Source organism: Micromonospora arida, assembly GCF_003857035.1.
Taxonomy (GTDB): domain Bacteria; phylum Actinomycetota; class Actinomycetes; order Mycobacteriales; family Micromonosporaceae; genus Micromonospora; species Micromonospora arida.
Window position 1 is genome coordinate 1 of record NZ_QGSY01000217.1, and the last position, 17218, is coordinate 17218.

Below are 17218 nucleotides of genomic sequence, written 5' to 3' on the forward strand. Positions count from 1 at the left end.
ATCAACCGCCTCAAGCGCAACCGAGCCGTGGCCACCCGTTTCGACAAGCTGGCCGTCCGCTACGAGGCCACCATCCACCTCGCCGCCATCAACGAGTGGCTGTGACCGACTTCGACACAGGCCCTAGGCGCGCACCGTACTCCTGTAGGGCGTACAGCGTTACATCGATGGCACCCTCGGGCCAACCGTTGCGTTGCCAGACTGCGCGACTTTCGGCGGCCGTCATGTCGATACCGCGGATGTCGCGGCCGATGGCGTCAGCGATGCTGCGTACTCGTGACCGGGTTGACAGCGGCAGGCCCACAGCCTCGAGGATGGAGCCGGTGTAGCGGTCAGTGCGCATTGCCGCCGCCGCGACGGCGGCCAGGTCGTCCTCGTGGATGAACGGGTAGTGCCCGTTGTTCCAAAAGGCTTCCCGGACGGTGCCCTCGGCGCGGATCGAGTCGGGCCAGTCGGAACCGGTGGCGGGATATGTACCGCTGATGACCGAACCCATTACGGCTGATGGTCGGATGTGCGTCCACGCGATGCCGCAACGTTCCACAGCGCGTTCGATGGCCAACCAGTACCACGTCTCCGGCGGGTTCCACTGCTCGTACTCCGGTCCGTGGGAGGACAGCAGCACGATCCGCCGAACACCGGCGTCACGAGCGAGCGCGAGCGTCGGTTCGACGGTCGCAGGATGCGCACCGGCTAGGAACATCGCGTCTACACCAGCGAAGATCCCGCCGAAGGCCAACGGTTGCCTAATGGAGCCTGTCACCAGGTGGACATCGTTCGGCCAGCCGCTGCACTCGGCCGGCTCGGCAAGTACCCGCACCGGGTCACCGGCCGCGAGCAACTGCTGGGCCAGGTGTCGCCCAACGAGGCCGGTGGGACTGTTGCCCTCATCCTTGCTGGGTGCAACGACGGTGAGTAGCTTGACGCCCTCGGGGATCGGCAGGCTCTGAGGCGAGCGAGATACACCCATTGCAAGACCCTCCAAGTGTCGGCGGGGATCTTGCGCGTGATCGGTGGGCTGGAGCGGGCGAATGTCCCTGTGCTCCACGATCAACGTTGCGGACCCAACTCAGCCGACCTTACTGGCACTGGTCACCGGATGCCACCTCTGATCGATGGGCACCACCCGAGGACCGGCGGGAACGGACGCTCCATCAAATCGCCCGTCAAAGGAGTCAGGACCGCTGAGTGCGGCGCACTGAACTCGGCATGAGAGTTCGCGCTCGCCGCTCCGACCTGCGACGATGCGGGGGCCGCACCCCTGGCCAGGAATCATGTGGTCCTGCGCGCGAACTCGACGGTTTCTGCTTTGAGGCGCACCAGGCGTGCCTTGAATCCCGCTGCGTCGACTGCCTTGCCGAGGGAATTGGCCGGCGAGTACCAGTACTGGGGATACTTCCGAGCTGAGGGTGCCAGAGGCGCGGCGAGAAGGCCCTCCAGCTCGGCAAAGGTCATCGTCGCGGAGTCGTCCGCGAGTTCCTGCAGGTAGTCCGTCAGCGGTGCGTACTTCCCGGCCCCGTCGGGCTCGATCGCGTCATCGACGGTCGTCTCGTCTGAGCCGAACATCGCGACGACCTCTGGAGGAACGCGCAACGCATAGAGACGGCCAGGGCCTCGGTACAGCGGCGTGAGCATCGGACGCACAGTTGCGGGAAGGAGTTCCTCGGCCTGAAGATCGCCTGCGATCCTGGCCGTCGGACGGGTGAAGCCAACCAGCAGACGGTCTTCGTCATATCCGCACAGGGCGTAGACGGCATCGCGACCGAGGGTTCCTCCCTGGCGCGCCGCTTCGACAATCACATCGGCGAGGCCGCGGCGCCCTTCTCCGCGCAGCCTCTCCAGCAAGGTGTCGACCGCCTCAACCGTCCATTTGCCGAGATCCTCGATGTCGGCACGGCTGGTATCCGCGTCCTTCGCGGACTCGGGATCAACGGTGAGGTCGAGCGCGTCCGAGAGCACCAGAAGGTCACTCGGACGCATCAGATAGAGGCGACGGCTCGCGAGCGCGAAGAACTCCTCCGTCATTTCCCGTCGAGGGCCGATGAGCTCAGCCCCTCGACGCCACCACCAGTCCTCCTTCTCATCGTTGGTGACGATGAGAAGGTCCAGGTCACGGGCCTTGGCCTCCACACACGCCTGGATGTAGACCAGGAAGTCGCCGCTGGCACCCTCCGGGAACTGCTCACCTTTCTCGACATCGAGGTAGCCGGGCGGAACCTCGTCCTCGACCCGTTTGTTGCCCTGTGTGATGAGTTCGTTCCAGCGCTCATCGTCTGGCCGGGCCAACACCTTCCCGTCGAGCAATTCGGTCAGCCGGCGCAGCACGGGATCGTCTTCCGTCGGGGTTGTAGGGTGCACTCGATCCGGGGCGGCACGGTCGACGACGTCCTGGAGGCGGCGAAAGACCTGCTCAATTTCCGAATGAAGTTGCCGGAGCTCCGACTCGTCCAACGCCACCTTTTTGGACCAGACATCCAGCGCTCGCGCCGCACCGTGTCTACTCTTGTCCAGCCCGTTGCGCGCCTCGGTCGTGGCTTGCTCCGGGTTACCGATGGCACTGAGGCGATTGCGGTGGAACTCCCGAACCGCCTGGTGGGGAACGACGAGTCGATCCCCCAGCCTTTCGAAGATCGCAAGCAGGTCGTTCGTGGTCCGCGCGTTGTACCGATAGAGATTAAGCAACACATTCGCGTCGACCGCGACCAAGGCGGAGGTCAGCGCCGAACGCCGCTCGGCATCGGCCACCACGCGGTAGCCCTCGAAGCCGTCGAACAACCCCGCCACAGACATCCTCCACCCCTGGCACACCTACGAGACCACACGACCAATACTGTCCGTAAGACTACGGCGAGTGGCTCATTGGAGAAATGGGCCGTTCGCAGCAACTGACCCTCCTGCGGCACCGAATGCTGACTCTGCTCGCCCCCAGCCCAATCGTTGTGCGCCGTCGCCGGGGCGCGAGCCCGAATCTTGATGCCTGGGCGAATACGCGCCAGCTTGATGGCCGAACTCTCATCGGCAGAACCGCGGAACGACACTGTGTTTGACGGCTCCTACGACGCCGATGACGAAAGCGGCATGAATTTCCAGTGCAACCCGGCGAAACTCGTCTCCGGCGTCTCCGGCGTCTCCGGCGTCTCCGGCGTCTCCGGCGTCTCCGGCGTCCGCCGCCGCTTGGGGCAGTCGCCCGCCCAGACTCAACGCGAGTACGGCTACGGCGTTGATCGCCCACTCGGCGGTAGGTCGGCACGGATGACGATCACGAGTCGGTGGGCAGGGGCATTTGGCTGTACTCCAGGCCCGGTCGGATACCGGTGGTCCGGCTGCGTCGAACGGCGGCGGTTGACCGTTGTCTCGCGGTCGGCCGGCGGCAGGGTCAGGGGCGGCCGTGCTCAATCTGGTGTCGGGCGCGGGAGTGGGCGGCGGCGGCCGGAGTCGAGCCGGCGGCGCGGGCGGTGCGCAAGATGTCGGTGAGGGTGTCGGCGATGCCGTGGACCCGGGCGGTGGCCTGGGCGAACGTTTCCCGGTGTAGCTCGACGGCGGTGGCGTGGATGATGCCGCCGGCGCTGACGATGATGTCCGGTGCCCAGAGGATGCCGTGCTGGTGCAGCAGGTCGGCGGTGGCCGGAGTGTCGAGTTGGTTGTTGGCCGGTCCGGCGATCGCGGCGCAGCGCAGTGTCGGCACTGTGTGCGAGGTGAGCAGACCGCCGAGAGCGGCGGGGACGAGCACATCCACGTCGGCGGTCAGGCAGTCCTGCGGGCTGGCCCAGGCGGCACCCGCTGTGTCGGCGAGCGTGCGCCTGCTCTCGTCGGTGTCGGCGGCCACCAAGGTCGCGCCGGCGTCGGCGAGTATGCGCAGTACGTGGCCGCCGACGCGGCCGAGGCCGAGCACGGCGAAGCTGCGCGTGGACAGGTCGGCTGACCCGAATCGCTCGGCGCACAGGGCATGGAGCGCGGCGAGGACGCCGACGGCGGTGTGTTCGGAGGAGTCACCGCTGCCACCGGCCTGCACCGGTCGACAGAACGCATGCGGGGTCCGCTCGGCGATCGTGACCATGTCGTCCGGTCCGGTTCCCACGTCCGGGCCGGTGGCATAGGTACCGTCGAGGCCGGCGATGACGTCGCCCGCGTCGTGCAGCACCGCCCGACGTGTGGCCGCGTCAAGTGTCCTGCCCGGGGGCAGGGCGATGACGGTCTTGCCGCCGCCGTTGGGCAGCCCAGCCAGCGCGCACTTGTCCGACATCGCGGCCGACAGCCGCAGCGCGTCGGTGAGCCCGTCGCGCCAGTGCGGGTAGTGCGCGAGCCGGCAGCCGCCGATGGCCTGACCGAGCGCGGTGGAGTGCACCGCGACGACGATCGGCAGGCCCGACCGTACGCCCCGCCTGAGGATGACGTGTTCGTGGATGGACTCGGTGTCGAGGTGGGTCGCGACCATGGTGGCTCCTGTCGTGTACTCGCCGGAACGAGATCGACAGTAGGCAGGTGCGTGGCACTGACCGGCTCAAAGCGAACGACGTTCGGAGAAGATGGCAAGATTCCGGTCGTGGACGAACTTGATACGGCGATCATCCAGCACCTGCAGACACATGCGCGGCAGACCAACCGGGAACTGGCCCGGGCAGTCGGCATCGCGCCGTCCACCTGCTTGGAACGCGTGCGCGCACTGCGGGAACGCGGCGTCATCACCGGCTATCACGCCGAGATCAGCCTGGCCTCCCTCAACCGCGGCGTCCAAGCGTTGCTGCACGTGCAGGTCCGGCCGCTGAGCCGCACCGTCATCGACGGCTTCAAGAAGTATGCGATGGAGTTGCCCGAGGTGCTGTCGGTGTACGTCGTGGCCGGCGGCGACGACTTCCTCGTCCACGTCGCCGTACCCAGCGTCGACGGCCTGCACTCCTTCCTCATGGACAAGTTCAGCGGACGCCGCGAGATCGTCGGGTTCCGCAGCTCCGTCATCTATCAACACGCCCGAAAGCAGGTCATCGAACCGCTTGACCCGTAACGCTCGTTCTGTGCGCCGCACCCCACCCCGACGTCGACAACCCACCAAAAGAGACCTGTACGTGCACGGCTCGGGGTGAGTCATGTGTCCGCAGTGGAGTCGATCAGCCCGTCGCGGCAGGTGGAGCCGCTCACCGTCGAGGGACTGCAGGACAGCCTCCGGCGGGTGAGCGGCACCGACGTCACGATCACCACCATGTCGTCCCGGACCCGCTGAATCGACACCGCCGCGGCCGCGGGGATCGGACGGGTCAACACTCGCTACCCGCACGGACCGGGTGGACGTCGACGCGTGGCTCATCCGGCCCGACGGCTGTCGCCTGGGGCCTTGCCTACACAGGGCAGGACCTCGACGCCACCACGGTGACGGGCGCTGGGCACCTGGTTCGCCAACCGGCCTGAGCACCGTTTTAACAGTCGTCTCAGATTCGCTCGGTACGAAGTCGCCATCAGATAAGCGATGTGACCCGTCTGTAGGAGGCTAGTGATGGCAGTCAACGCAGCGCCGTCCGGGGAAGCGCCGGCCGGTCGGTTGGCCGGCCGGTGGGTGCCGTGGTTGGTGATTGGCCTGTGGGTGGCGCTGGCGGCGGTCATGGTGCCGTTGAGCGGAAAGCTGAGCTCGGTCACTACCGACAGAGCCGTGGACACCCTGCCGACCGGTGCCGAGTCCACCAAGGTGGCGGTGCTGGAGGACAGTCTCCCGGGCGGTGAGGACAACACGTTCGTATTCGTGTACCACCGCGTCGGCGGCATGACCGCCGCCGACCGCGCGACGGTCGAGCGCCACTACAACACCCTTGCCAAGCGGTACCCGCCGAAGGTGGCGGCCCCGGCCGGCGAGGACGACGAGGGCCCACCGACGAGACTCTCCACCAACGGCAAGGCGATGATGTTCACCCTCGATGTGAGCACGACCTACGGCGCACCGGAGGCCATCGTCGGGCCGTTGCGTGACGCCGCGAAGGACCGCCCCGCCGGCCTGGAACTCGACGTGACCGGCCCGGCCGCGGTCGACGGCGACATGGACGCCGTCTTCGACGGCATCGACCTGCAGGTCTTCCTCACCACCGTCGTCGTCGTAACGCTCCTACTCATCCTCACCTACCGCAGCCCGGTGTTGTGGTTGATCCCGCTGGTGGTCGTGAGCGCGGCCGCACTGACCGCGATGGCGACCGTCTACCTGCTCGTCAAAGGCTTCGGCATCGTGGTCAACGACCAGAACTCGGCGCTGCTGACGATCCTGGTATTCGGCGTTGGCACGGACTACGCGCTGTTGCTCATCGCTCGATATCGGGAGGCACTGCACCACCACGAGAACGTCCGGGTTGCGATGGTCCACGCGTTGCGCGGCGCGGCGCCGGCGATCGTCGCGTCCGCGGCCACCGTGGTCGCCGGCCTGCTCTGCCTGCTCGTCGCGGACCTGAACAGCACCAGCGGGTTGGGCCCGATCGGTGCGGCCGGCATTCTGTGCGCGCTGGTGGCCATGTTGACGCTGTTCCCGGCGGTGCTCGTGGCGCTTGGCAGGCGGATTTTCTGGCCGGCCATCCCGCGGTTCAGCACGACCGTGGAGCAGAAGCCGGGGCTGTGGGGACGGCTTGGCACCGCCATCAGCCGCCGCCGGTGGGTGGCGACGCTCGGCTCGCTTGGAGTCCTCGGCGTGCTCGCCGTCGGGCTGGCGGGCAACACCGGCGCCCTGCGGGAGCAGGACCAGTTCCTGTCCGCGCCGGAGTCGGTCACCGGCTTCACCGTTCTCCGCCAGCACTTCCCGGAGCTCGGCGGCCAGCCGATGACGATCTTCACGCGGCCGGCGTACCAGGAGGGGGTGCTCGACATCGTCAAGGGCACCCGCGGTGTGGCCATGGCCATCCCGGGTCAGACCAAGGGTGGCTGGGCCGACATCTCCGTGTTCCCGACGGACGCGCCGGACACCGTCGCAGAGTACGACACGATCAAGCGGGTACGCACCGCCGTGCACGCGGTGAGCGGGGCGGAGGCGATCGTCGGCGGGCCGAGTGCGGAGAACCTCGACACCGAGGTGACCACCAGCCGCGACGAGAAGCTGGTGATCCCGCTGGTGCTCGCCGTCGTCCTGATCGTGCTCGGGCTGCTGCTGCGCGCGGTCGTGGCCCCGTTGATCCTGATGGCCACCGTGGTCGTCTCATTCGCCGCAGCCTTCGGCGGCAGCGTGTTCGTCTTCGACACGATCCTCGGGTTCAAGGGCATCGACTATTCGGTGCCGCTGCTGGCATTCCTGTTCCTGGTGGCGCTCGGCGTCGACTACAACATCTTCCTGGCCAGCCGTGCCCGGGAGGAGGCCGTGCGTCTCGGCACCAGAGAGGGCATGCTCAAAGCCCTCTCCGCCACCGGTGGCGTCATCACCTCGGCAGGCCTGGTCCTGGCGGCCACGTTCGCGGTCCTCGTCTCACTTCCGCTGGTGATGCTGATCGAGGTTGGGTTCCTGGTCGCCTTCGGCGTGCTGCTCGACGCCCTGCTGGTGCGATCGATCCTGGTGCCCGCCCTCACCCTGCTGATCGGCCGGCGGATGTGGTGGCCGAGCCGGCTGTCCCGACCGGTGGAGCCGCCGGACGGGCGACGGTCGCTCGCCGACGACGAGGACCCCGCGCTGCAACGGTGAGCGCGGCGGCACGGGCGAGATCCGGGACGGAGCCTCAGGCCCGTCCCGGATCTTTTTCATGACCCGGCTGTGGGCCGCGTGATTCGACCGGGCGGGGCCGCGGCCGGAAGGTCGAACCGAAGCAGCGCGCCACCGCGTGCGGAGCGGGCGACGGTGGCCCGGCCGCCGTGGGCGTCGGCGACCCGCTGCACGATCGACAGCCCCAGACCGGATCCTGGCAGCGCCCGGGCGCTGTCGGCACGGTAGAACCGGTCGAACACCCGCGGTACGTCGGCGGCGTCGATGCCCGGCCCGGCGTCGTCGACCTCGAGCACCGCCGTCGCGCCCTCGGCACGGAGCCGGACCTGGACCGGCTGGTCCGCAGGGGACCACTTGCCGGCGTTGTCGATGAGGTTGAGCACCGCCCGTTGGAGCGCAGCGGGACGCCCGCTCACCCACACAGAGGTGACGTCGAGCGCGACCTCGATGTCGGGCACGCGGGAACGCGCCCGGGTCGCGGCGGCCACCACCACGTCGGCGAGGTCGAGGAGGTCGGTGCTCTCGTCGGTGACGGCACCGCGCGCCAGGTCGGTCAGTTCGGCGGCGAGGGTGCTCAACTCGGCTACCTGGGCACCGAGGTCGTTGAGCAGCCGGGTCCGGCTCTCCGCCGGCAGCGCGCTGTCCAGGGTGCCGCGCCGATCGAGCCGGATCAGCAGTTCGACGTTGAGGCGCAGGCTGGTGAGCGGGGTTTTGAGCTCGTGGGCGGCGTCTTCGGCGAGCAGCTTCTGGGCCCGCCGGGAGTCCCGGAGCGCGGCGAGCATGTCGTTGATCGACTGGATCAGCCGCCGGATCTCCCCGCCGCCTTCATCCGGGATGTGGGCGTCGAGGTCCTGAGTGTGCGCGACGCGTACCGCGGCGGCGGTCAGCCGGTCGATCGGTGCCAGCCCGGCCCGCGCCACGGTCCGTCCGACAAGGGCGCCGCCGACCACGCAGAGCAGCCCGATCAGCAGCATGCCGAACCCGAACCGGTTGATCGGGCTGTCGTTGGCGACGCGGGCCACCTGGACCGCGCCGTCCCCCGCCCGCAGCGTGTAGATGAGGTAGCCGTCCTCGTCGATGTCGTTCGACTCCATCAGGTCGGCCGACGCGCCCTGTGCCACGCGCCCGGCGTGCTCGCTGACCGGGGGCAGCGCGGGTTGGCCGGCCGGCGTCCGGGTCGAACCGTCGGGCAGGATGACCCGCACCAGTCGACCGGATCCGGGATATGGCGGTAGCTGGACCTGGGCCAGACCGGCGCGCGTCGCGTCCGTCGCCAGGACGCGGGAGTCGGCGCGCAGCTGATCCTCGGCGGTGTCCCGCAGCTCCCAGTCCAGCAGCTCGCTGGCCACCTGGAAGGCCATGAACACGCTGACCGCGATGGCCGTCGCCGCGATCACCGTCAGCCTGGTCCGCAGCGAGCGCCGGCGCCACCATCGGGTCAGCCGGCGCGGTTCCCGGCCGGTGGGCCTGCTCACGGAGGATTCTCCCGCAACGTGTATCCCAGGCCGCGCAGCGTGTAGATCAATCGCGGCTCACCCTCGGCCTCCATCTTGCGGCGCAGGTAGCTCACATACACCTGGAGGTTGTTGGCGGTGGCGCTCATGTCGAAGCCCCAGATCGCCTCGAACAGCGCGTCGCGGGTCAACACCCGGGTCGCGTTACGCACGAGGACCTCCAGGAGGGAGAACTCGGTCCGGGTCAGGCGCAGCGGCCGCCCGCCCCGCCACGCCTCGAACCTGTCGGGATCGAGCCGGACGTCGGCGAACGAAAGGACCTGCGACTCCCCGTCGCCCGGCGTGCGCCGGCGCAGCAAGGCCCGCACCCGGGCCAGCAACTCCTCGGTGGCGAACGGCTTGGGCAGGTAGTCGTCGGCGCCCGCGTCCAGCCCTGCGACCCGGTCCGAGACCTGGTCACGAGCGGTCAGCATCAGCACCGGCAGATCCCGACCCGCCGCCCGCAACCGCCGGCAGGTCTCCAACCCGCCGAGGCGGGGCATCATCACGTCGAGGATCAGCAGATCCAGCGTGTCACCGCCGGCCCCACCGACCCCGTCGAGCACGGCGAGACCGTTGGCGACGGTGCTGGTGTCGTAACCCTCGACCTGGAGAACCCGCTCCAGCGACTCACGGATGGCCGCGTCATCATCCGCGATCATGATCCGCACGCCGACGCGCCCCCTTCCAGTCGATGCTTTTGCCGCTCATGGTCCCCGATCAACCTGAGGCCAGGATTAAAAGGTCGGGACGCACGGTGGACCGCAGCATCCCATCGCCTTGATCAGGCCCACGAGCATCGACATCAGGATTGTGACAGGCAGGAACATCGTCGCATCAGCGCAACTCCCCCGTTGGACAGCTGGTGGCAGGAGTAGTTCAGCCAACGACACCTGCCGATGCAAGGGTGAGTAAGTAAGCAGGCATTCACGGTCGGCGGGAGATCGCTACTCTCGTAGTCGACCGAGCGGGGAAGGGGTCAGCATGGCGGCGCTGGTCGAGCGCACCGAGCTGTACGTCGATGTTGACTATCGACTGTTCGCGATGATCGACGACAGCAACGACCGGCGCAACGTGCCGCCCCCGCCGCACGAACTCGATCAATGGGTCAGCTCGACGCCGGGCTACGTGGTGGTCGAGAACATCGACGACGCCGTGGTGCTGGGTAGCGACACCCGGCTGGAGACCTGGGACGGGCCGGCCGACTTCGATCCGGCCGGCTGGGACCGCAGCGACGTCCTCGAGGTGGTCTTCGAGTCGGGCATCCTCGGGTTCTCCAGCGGCACGGCCGGCGGCATCACCGACGCGTACCGCCTTCCGCCGGGCCGCCGATGGAGCGTACGGCTGGCCTGGCGCACCGAGGCGCCACCCGCTCCGGACGAGCTGCCGACCGCATCGGTCCTCATCCAGTTCAGCCCGGCCTGAGCCGCCGGGCCGACACTTCGCGGTCGGGCGTGTCTGTTCCCGTGAGTGCGGCAACACCCACGGGGACGCTGACTCTCGGCGCTACTCAGCACTCAGAGCGGGCAGGCACCCACCGGCTGCGGGCCCGGGCGACCGTGGTCACGGCGATCCGGCGAACAGCCACGAGCCACGACCACCCGCGGGAGCGCCAGCGCTGACGCCGTCGGGTCCGCCTAAGGCGTGTTTCTTGAGTCAGGCCGGCAGCGTCGAGGTCACGGCGTGGCTTGCTTGGTCGCAGCACCAAACACCGGAGGCATCTTTCTGTTATCGATCACTGGGCGTGTGACTCTCGAGTCGATATCCCCACGCCTGGGCGCCGCCCCGTGTGGGAGGCTCGTCGCCATGGGGCAGTTGATCAATGTGAGGGACGGCTCCGTCTGGGCCGAGGACACCGGGGGCGGCCTGCCGCCGGTCGTGCTACTGCACCCAGGCGTGGGCGACTCTCGCATCTGGAACCCCGTCTGGGAGCGACTCGCCGGGCAACACCGGCTGATCCGGTACGACACGCGGGGCTTCGGCCGCTCCGCGCCGCCGGCCGGGCAATTCTCCCGGGTGGACGACCTGCGTCGGGTTCTTGACCTGCTCGGCGTCGGGCCGGCATTGTTCGTCGGTTGCAGCATGGGCGGCGGTACCGCGCTCGACCTCGCCCTCGCCGAGCCGGATCGGGTTCGCGGGATGGTGCTGGCATGCCCCGGCATCTCCGGCGCCCCGCCCTCGCACGATCCCGACGACGAGCCGGACAGCGTCGACCCAGAGACCTTCGTCGAGCAGGGTGTCGCCCGGTGGGCCCGGGCCGGCCGCGACCCGCTCGTCGTCGATCTGCTGCGTTCGGCGGTCCGGTTCTGGCTCAACTGGGGCGATACCTTCGTCGATGACGGCGACGCGTGGTCCCGACTGGAGGACGTTGCTACTCCCTGCGTGCTGCTGCTCGGCGATCTCGAACGCCGGTCGTTCGTCCCGACCTGCGTCGAGGCCGCGCGGCGCATTCCCGGCTGCCGCCTTGTGCGAATACCCGGCGCCGACCACTTCGTGCCGCTGCGGGCACCCGACGCCGTGGTGGAGGCGCTGCGCTCGCTGCCGCGCTGACCGGACCGGCTACCAGCCGCGGGCCGCGCGAACACAAGACGACGGTGCGGGCCGCCTCTGGGCGGCCCGCACCGTTATCGAACGCCGGGCGCGTTACGCCCGTCTGCCGCAATGCTGGTGGGTGGGAGTTCCCGGCCTACAGGTCGGCCTTCGTCACGCGGGAGGATTCGTACGTCGTGGAGGCCGTGGGGAGGCCCGGCACGGTGGAGACGTCCTTGACCAGCATGCCGGTCGTGGCGTCGATGGTCAGCACCTCGCTGCTGACGCCGCCGAACACCTCGGGGCCGGCGGTGATCGTCAGGGTGGCCTTGCCGTGGGTGGTCGAGTTCTTGACGCTGACCGCGGAGATGGTGGACAGCAGACGCAGCACACCGGACCGGACCTGCGTGTTGCCGTCGCCAGCGGACAGCGCTTGGGTGCTGTACGTCCACAGGGCGTTGTCGAAGTGTCGCTGAACGGCCTGGGGGCTGTACGGCTTCGGCTCGGCGTTGCCGCCCTTCTGCTTGATGATCACCTGGGCGTCCGCCTGCTGCTTGTCCCACACCGCCTTCTGCGCCGCGGGGTCGAGGCCCACCAGCGGATCCTTGGCTGCCTTGAGCATCTGAGTCCGGCCGTCGGCCGGGCTGCTGTCCGCCGCGGCGACGGCTGCCTTGAGGAGCGGAGCGTAGCCGCCGTCGGTCATCTGGTCCTGGTGACGGGCGATCGCACGCTTGATGTCCTTCACGCTGTTGCCCGTATAGATCGCGTGACCGTCGGTGTACAGCGTGTAGACGACCTGCATGGTCTTGGTGCCGTTGACCTGCGTCGCCTTCACCAGCCACGCGTCGCCCGCCGCCGGGGTGACCGTCTTGATGGACCCGGCCAGGGTCATCAGCGGTGCGCGCTCGGCGGAGCCGTCGACGGCGGTCGAGCCCGAGGTGGCGGCTGACGAATCCTTGCTGGCCTCGATGCCCCCGGTCGCCGGTGAGTTGAGCACCACAGCGACGACTGCCGCCGCGGCGGCAACCCCCACCCCGGCGCCGATGCCCAATCGGCCCGCGATACCGATCCGGCGGCGGCGCTGAAGCGCCGGGCTGGATTCGTGGTCCCGCGTGGTTGTTGTCGTTTCCATGGTTGAAGTCGCCTCCATAGTCGTTTCCTCCGGTGATATCGCGCCCAGCAGCCGCACGGTTCCGGGGTCGGCCATAGCCGCCCGCAGCACCGCCCGCGCCCGCTGATACGCCTCCGGGCGCAGTGGTTCTGCGCTGCCCAACGCACCGACCAGATCGAGCTCGTCGGTCATCGGTGTCTCTCCTTCGCGCTGTTGCGGTCCTTCAGAAGCGCGGACACCCCCGGGGCGTCGCGCAATGCCGCCCTGGCCTGGCTCAGCAGCCGCCGCGCGGTGCCGGCCGGTATGCCGAGTGCCCGCGCGGCGTCGGCCGCGGTCAGGTCCTCCCAGGCGACGAGCCTCAGGACCTCCCGCTCTTCGGGTTTGAGCCGCGTCAGGGCCGACCGGAGCACCGCCCGGGCGTCCACGCCGAGGTCCACCGCCGACCACGGATCCCATCCAGTAGCCACGTCCGGCACGTCCGCGACCAGGTCCTCGGCCGGCCGGGACCGCCAGTAGCGCCGCAGACGATTCAATGCCACCCCGTACAGCCACGGCCGCGCATCGCTGTACGACCGGTCGTACGATCGCCGCGACTCGAACGCCGCAACCCAAACCTCGCCCAGGAGGTCCTCAGCCGCATCCCGTCCAGCCCGGCGAACGAGGTACGAACCGACGGCGGCCTCATGACGCTCGACCACCTCCACGAAGGCGTCGACATCGCCATCCAGCGACCGGCCAATCAAATCCGCATCCGAAGCCATGGCCCTCCTCGGCAAAGTCCGCGCTTCACCCTGACATTGCCGATCAGGCGGGAAAGTGTTCAGGCGCCGAGGTCCGACGGCAAGCGGTCGCCCAAGAGCGACCTCTCGTCGCGTCATGAGCGGCTGCGGCGCGGTCAGCGTTGGGCCCAAGTGTGGCGCCCAGGCCAGGGGCGGGGGTCGAAGTCGAGAGGTAGAGGCAGCGTCCCGGCAGCGAGGCTGCCAGCCCACATCGGCAGTCTCCCGGCCGTCTCAGGGCTGGATCTGGTTCTCGACGGGGCTGCGGGCGCGGTGGGTCGGGCCAGAAACGGCGAGGCCGTCGCTTCGGGTTGCATGGACGGCGAGGAGATCCGCGCCGTCGAACCGCCAGGCGCTGCGGTACGACGAACGCCTCAAGCCGCACGGCGGCCGTCGAAGGCGTTGTCCGGTGGTACGACCGTCACATCACGTCCACCAGGCAAGGGGCATTCCGCCACTACCTGCAGCGGTACTGAATGCTCGCGTCGCACCTGCCGGACCTGCCGCATGAACCGGTAGCCGATCCCGAGAACCCCACCGAAGCCGATCACCACCGCGTACGACCAGGCACCGTCGCCCCCGGTCAGCTCGCCGAATTGGTTCGCCAGGAATCCGACGAACGTGGCCATGGCCAAACCGGTAACCGCGGCCACGGCGCGCAGGTCGGGGACCACCGCCGCAAAGGCACCAGCTGCCACAGCGACAACGAGTACCCGCCCTGGCATCTCCGACCGCGAGAACATCGCCGCCGCCGCAAGGCACGCGGCCATCATCGCCGTCCAGCCGATCGCAACGCTGACGCCCGTCGGCGTCTGCTGCGCGCCCCGTGCTTCCCACAGACTGCGATCCACCGCCATGGCAGTCCTCCGGCGACCGTGCGGACCCGCGCATCGGGTCCACTTTCCGCCATCTCATTCCGCTGGCCGGCCACCGTCGACGGCTTTTACGCACCCGTTACGACTACCCGCCGATTCTTGACACGGCCATAACGGCAGCCACTCGGCCACGCGGCTTCTCCGAGGTAGGCACACCTCGCAGGCGCGGTTGGTCCTAAGCGCCGGGAAAGCCTGTTCGGCATCGGTCTTGACTGACGAGAACCGGGCGGCGGCGATCCTCACCGCTCGGACACATGGCATCCCTACGTGCTCGCCTCGCTGGCGGTGTTGCGACGCTACGGGTGCGGCCTACGCAGTCATACGAGCCGGTCGGCGCCGGCGCCAGGATGCGCGTATCGGCAGACACGAGCCTCCGCAAGCACGATTCGTTGCGGGACTTGCGGTTTCTGACGGCAAGCTGGCGTATCGGCGGCGTCAATTTCCGGCCGGCCTCCGTATCAGCGGTGTGAAGATCCTTGTGGCGCACACCCCCTACGCGATGTGCTCGTTGTCGGAAGGACGAGGTGAGAGGAACGACGGTGGCCGGATTGACTTGGCGCACCCAGGTGGGCTTGTACGAGCCCAGCCGTAGTGGACGGGCGACCGGTGCGGTCCAGACAGGGCATCGCCGTCCCCCACATGCGGGCAGCGCAGGTCGCCAGCTGCTCTCGACGCCTCCACCCGTCGAGCGGCGGGTTCGGCCGGTTCGGCTTCGAACCCGCCGCACTTCTTTTTTCAAGGGAGCACGAACCAACAGCTGACAGCACACCGGCGTTGGCCACCTACCGCGAGAAGCTGGAATCCACGCGCGCGAGTTCGCCTGAGGACGCGGTCATCGTGGCCTGGCCAGTCGGCTCGCTGTCCCTCTTCGCCGTGGGCCTACACCGTCGGCAGGACCACCATCCATCCGCGCTGGTGCGCGGCGGCGTCAGCAGCAGGTCACGCTCCCAGCCGGGCACCTCCGCAGGCCGGCCGCCGTGGTTCGGTCGGTCACGATCTCGCGGTACGGAACGCGAGCAGAACCGCGACTATGGTCCTGCTCGCGTTCGTGGCCGTCGAGCACCCCCGCGTCGGATTTCCGGCGCTGGGGCGTCGATCGCCCCGCTACGGCAGCAGGGGCAGGATGGAGCAGTTGGAGACAGCCGGCCAGCCGGCCAGGCGGTGGGTAAGCCAGTCCACGGCCGTGGACTGGTCGGTGAGCAAAGGCCCGAAGTGGTTGAGCAGCGCGCTGCTGCCCTTGGGCAGGTTGATCGGGTCATAGACGACCTTGCCGCCGAGGCCGCACCAGTCGACGGCCATCGTGCGTGCCTGTGCGTGCGGCACGAGGTTGTCGTTGACACCGGTGGCGACGCGCACGATGCCGGTGGGCTTACGCGTGCCGATGAGTTGGTCGTTGATGAACGCACGCAGGACGGGTTCGGCTCCGATGATCTCGGCCAGGGACTCGCCGTTGGTGGTCCAGGTCGAGGAGCGTGTTCCGGCGTACGTGATGATCGCGTCGCCGACGCACATGGTTGACATGTCGTGGAGCGCGGCGCGGCCGTTGTCGCTGAAGTACCGGTCGATCACTGGGCGAATTTCCGGCTTCGCCTGCAGGAAGCCGTTCACCGACCAACCGAGCGCACCCAGTAGTTCACTGCCGTCGATTGCGGCGGTCACGTCGGCCAGGTTGGCCGGCGGGGCACCCGCGTAGGTGGCCTTGAGTGCGACGTCGGGCGCGTAGGTCGCCTGGAGTTCGGCTGCTGAGGCGACTGCACCGCCGCCCTGGCTGTAGCCGTAGAGGCCTACGGGCGCCTGTGCGGTGATTTTGGTGTTCGGGAGCGCCTTGGCCGCCCGCGCGGCGTCGAGTACGGCGTGGCCGCTGTCGATCCGGTTGACGTAGGTATGCAGTCGGTCGGTCGTGCCGAGTCCGACGTAGTCGGTCTGCACGACCGCGATGCCCTTGGCGAGGAGCCGGTACATGGCGAGGATCTCGTAGCCGACCGAGACGGTGCTCTGTTCCTTGCCGATCCCCAGGACGAGACCCCGCTGCAGGGCCAGTGATGTGGAGCACTGGTCGCCCTGGCCCATCGTGCCCGGCGCGAGGACCACCAGCGGTCTCGGTCCCACCCCCAGCCAGGGTGCGGCGGGTTCGAGGTAGGCGCCAGTGACGGCGACGGGGCTGCCGGTGGAGTCGGTGGACTTGTACATGATCCGGATGGCGCTGCCCGGCATGCTGGAGTTGATACCCGGCAGGTTCAGGGCCAGTGCGAGCGGTTCGGTGCGGATCAGTCCTCCGTTGGCTGCCGGTAGGTTGGCCGGCGGCGTGTAGAAGGCGGGGATGGTGATGCCGCGCGAGGTATCGGCCTGAGCGGGGATCGCCCCGAGGCCGACGCTGGCGAGGGTTCCGGCGAGCAGCGTGGCGGAAACGCGGGTGCGTAACGACATGTGCGCCCTTTCTCGTGTCACCGCGGACTTGGCTGCATCGATGCGAGCGGCGGTTACCGGACGGTAGGCGGGAGAACCGAGAACCTCCAGAGGGGCGGCTTATCACTACGGCGTCCACGATTCGAGCCATGTTCCGGAGGGCTCACTTACGTGGGCATGCAACCCGGAGCAGTGTGTGCTCCGGTGTGACTGGACGACGCAGCCGCCGGCTCTGCCCGGAGCGGCTGCAACCCGTCGGCGTCGTGGGCAGTGCGCAGGATGGTGGTCACCGTCGCGGCGCCTCGTGCCAGGCGGCCGTCATCGAACGCGGCGTCGAGTGCGGACACCCAGTCGGCGTCCACCGCCTCGAGGCG

General features: G+C 68.7%; 14 protein-coding genes and 1 pseudogene. 6 read left to right on the top strand and 9 right to left on the bottom strand.

What is annotated here, in order from left to right:
* Positions 1–105 (top strand): annotated as a pseudogene (locus tag DLJ58_RS34645) (IS5 family transposase); the annotation flags it as partial.
* Here the strand turns inward: DLJ58_RS34645 and DLJ58_RS20920 are convergent.
* The 3 genes from DLJ58_RS20920 to DLJ58_RS20935 form a co-directional block, all read right to left on the bottom strand.
* Entirely contained in the window at positions 89–970 is an 882-nt protein-coding gene (locus DLJ58_RS20920) for an SDR family oxidoreductase (RefSeq protein WP_124858711.1), read from the bottom strand. The pseudogene DLJ58_RS34645 and the gene DLJ58_RS20920 overlap by 17 nt on opposite strands.
* A 302-nt stretch (positions 971–1272) precedes the next feature.
* Positions 1273–2784, bottom strand: a complete 1512-nt coding sequence (locus tag DLJ58_RS20925; protein ID WP_124858712.1) for a PIN-like domain-containing protein — start codon at positions 2782–2784, stop codon at positions 1273–1275.
* Positions 2785–3376: 592 nt separating this feature from the next.
* The gene (locus DLJ58_RS20935) at positions 3377–4435 is read right to left on the bottom strand and encodes a Glu/Leu/Phe/Val dehydrogenase dimerization domain-containing protein (RefSeq protein ID WP_124858714.1); all 1059 of its coding nucleotides are present in this window, start codon (positions 4433–4435) and stop codon (positions 3377–3379) included.
* 51 nt (positions 4436–4486) lie between these two features.
* Between DLJ58_RS20935 and DLJ58_RS20940 the strand changes: the two genes are divergently transcribed.
* The 3 genes from DLJ58_RS20940 (at position 4487) to DLJ58_RS20945 (ending at position 7636) form a co-directional block, all read left to right on the top strand.
* Positions 4487–5002 (top strand): Lrp/AsnC family transcriptional regulator, encoded by a 516-nt coding sequence (locus DLJ58_RS20940; protein ID WP_244219060.1) that lies wholly within the window; start codon positions 4487–4489, stop codon positions 5000–5002.
* Between the two features lie 84 nt (positions 5003–5086).
* A complete protein-coding gene (locus DLJ58_RS34925) occupies positions 5087–5218 on the top strand; it encodes a hypothetical protein (RefSeq protein ID WP_279635898.1) in 132 nt (43 codons plus the stop codon).
* Positions 5219–5488: 270 nt separating this feature from the next.
* Positions 5489–7636: an MMPL family transporter gene (locus DLJ58_RS20945; RefSeq protein ID WP_124858715.1), complete on the top strand. Its 2148-nt coding sequence runs from the start codon at positions 5489–5491 to the stop codon at positions 7634–7636.
* A gap of 56 nt (positions 7637–7692) precedes the next feature.
* Here the strand turns inward: DLJ58_RS20945 and DLJ58_RS20950 are convergent, their stop codons facing one another.
* Both DLJ58_RS20950 and DLJ58_RS20955 read right to left on the bottom strand, forming a co-directional pair.
* Positions 7693–9129, bottom strand: coding sequence for a HAMP domain-containing sensor histidine kinase (locus DLJ58_RS20950; protein WP_124858716.1), 1437 nt, complete (start codon positions 9127–9129; stop codon positions 7693–7695).
* The gene (locus DLJ58_RS20955) at positions 9126–9809 is read right to left on the bottom strand and encodes a response regulator transcription factor (RefSeq protein WP_208741244.1); all 684 of its coding nucleotides are present in this window, start codon (positions 9807–9809) and stop codon (positions 9126–9128) included. Before DLJ58_RS20955 ends, DLJ58_RS20950 begins: the two co-directional genes overlap by 4 nt.
* A gap of 322 nt (positions 9810–10131) precedes the next feature.
* On the opposite strand from DLJ58_RS20955, the gene DLJ58_RS20960 reads away from it, so the two are divergent.
* Together DLJ58_RS20960 and DLJ58_RS20965 are read left to right on the top strand one after the other, a co-directional pair.
* Positions 10132–10572, top strand: a complete 441-nt coding sequence (locus DLJ58_RS20960) for a hypothetical protein (RefSeq protein ID WP_124858718.1) — start codon at positions 10132–10134, stop codon at positions 10570–10572.
* Positions 10573–10953: 381 nt separating this feature from the next.
* Complete coding sequence (locus DLJ58_RS20965; RefSeq protein WP_124858719.1) at positions 10954–11697, top strand: alpha/beta fold hydrolase; 744 nt, start codon at positions 10954–10956, stop codon at positions 11695–11697.
* A gap of 136 nt (positions 11698–11833) precedes the next feature.
* Here the strand turns inward: DLJ58_RS20965 and DLJ58_RS20970 are convergent, their stop codons facing one another.
* The 4 genes from DLJ58_RS20970 to DLJ58_RS20985 form a co-directional block, all read right to left on the bottom strand.
* Positions 11834–12865: a hypothetical protein gene (locus tag DLJ58_RS20970; protein ID WP_124858720.1), complete on the bottom strand. Its 1032-nt coding sequence runs from the start codon at positions 12863–12865 to the stop codon at positions 11834–11836.
* Positions 12866–12975: 110 nt separating this feature from the next.
* Entirely contained in the window at positions 12976–13548 is a 573-nt protein-coding gene (locus tag DLJ58_RS20975; protein WP_124858721.1) for an RNA polymerase sigma factor, read from the bottom strand.
* A 389-nt stretch (positions 13549–13937) separates the two neighbouring features.
* Complete coding sequence (locus DLJ58_RS20980) at positions 13938–14420, bottom strand: hypothetical protein (protein WP_124858722.1); 483 nt, start codon at positions 14418–14420, stop codon at positions 13938–13940.
* Between the two features lie 1122 nt (positions 14421–15542).
* Positions 15543–16865, bottom strand: a complete 1323-nt coding sequence (locus tag DLJ58_RS20985) for a lipase family protein (RefSeq protein WP_124858723.1) — start codon at positions 16863–16865, stop codon at positions 15543–15545.
* Between the last annotated feature and the right edge of the window lie 353 nt (positions 16866–17218).

Bases quoted from the DNA above. Each gene is read 5' to 3' on its own strand.
- DLJ58_RS20975 (WP_124858721.1), bottom strand. From the start codon at position 13,548: ATGGCTTCGGATGCGGATTTGATTGGCCGGTCGCTGGATGGCGATGTC.
- DLJ58_RS20920 (WP_124858711.1), bottom strand. From the start codon at position 970: ATGGGTGTATCTCGCTCGCCTCAGAGCCTGCCGATCCCCGAGGGCGTC.
- DLJ58_RS20935 (WP_124858714.1), bottom strand. From the start codon at position 4,435: ATGGTCGCGACCCACCTCGACACCGAGTCCATCCACGAACACGTCATC.
- DLJ58_RS20955 (WP_208741244.1), bottom strand. From the start codon at position 9,809: ATGATCGCGGATGATGACGCGGCCATCCGTGAGTCGCTGGAGCGGGTT.
- DLJ58_RS20980 (WP_124858722.1), bottom strand. From the start codon at position 14,420: ATGGCGGTGGATCGCAGTCTGTGGGAAGCACGGGGCGCGCAGCAGACG.
- DLJ58_RS20945 (WP_124858715.1), top strand. From the start codon at position 5,489: ATGGCAGTCAACGCAGCGCCGTCCGGGGAAGCGCCGGCCGGTCGGTTG.
- DLJ58_RS20960 (WP_124858718.1), top strand. From the start codon at position 10,132: ATGGCGGCGCTGGTCGAGCGCACCGAGCTGTACGTCGATGTTGACTAT.
- DLJ58_RS20985 (WP_124858723.1), bottom strand. From the start codon at position 16,865: ATGTCGTTACGCACCCGCGTTTCCGCCACGCTGCTCGCCGGAACCCTC.
- DLJ58_RS20965 (WP_124858719.1), top strand. From the start codon at position 10,954: ATGGGGCAGTTGATCAATGTGAGGGACGGCTCCGTCTGGGCCGAGGAC.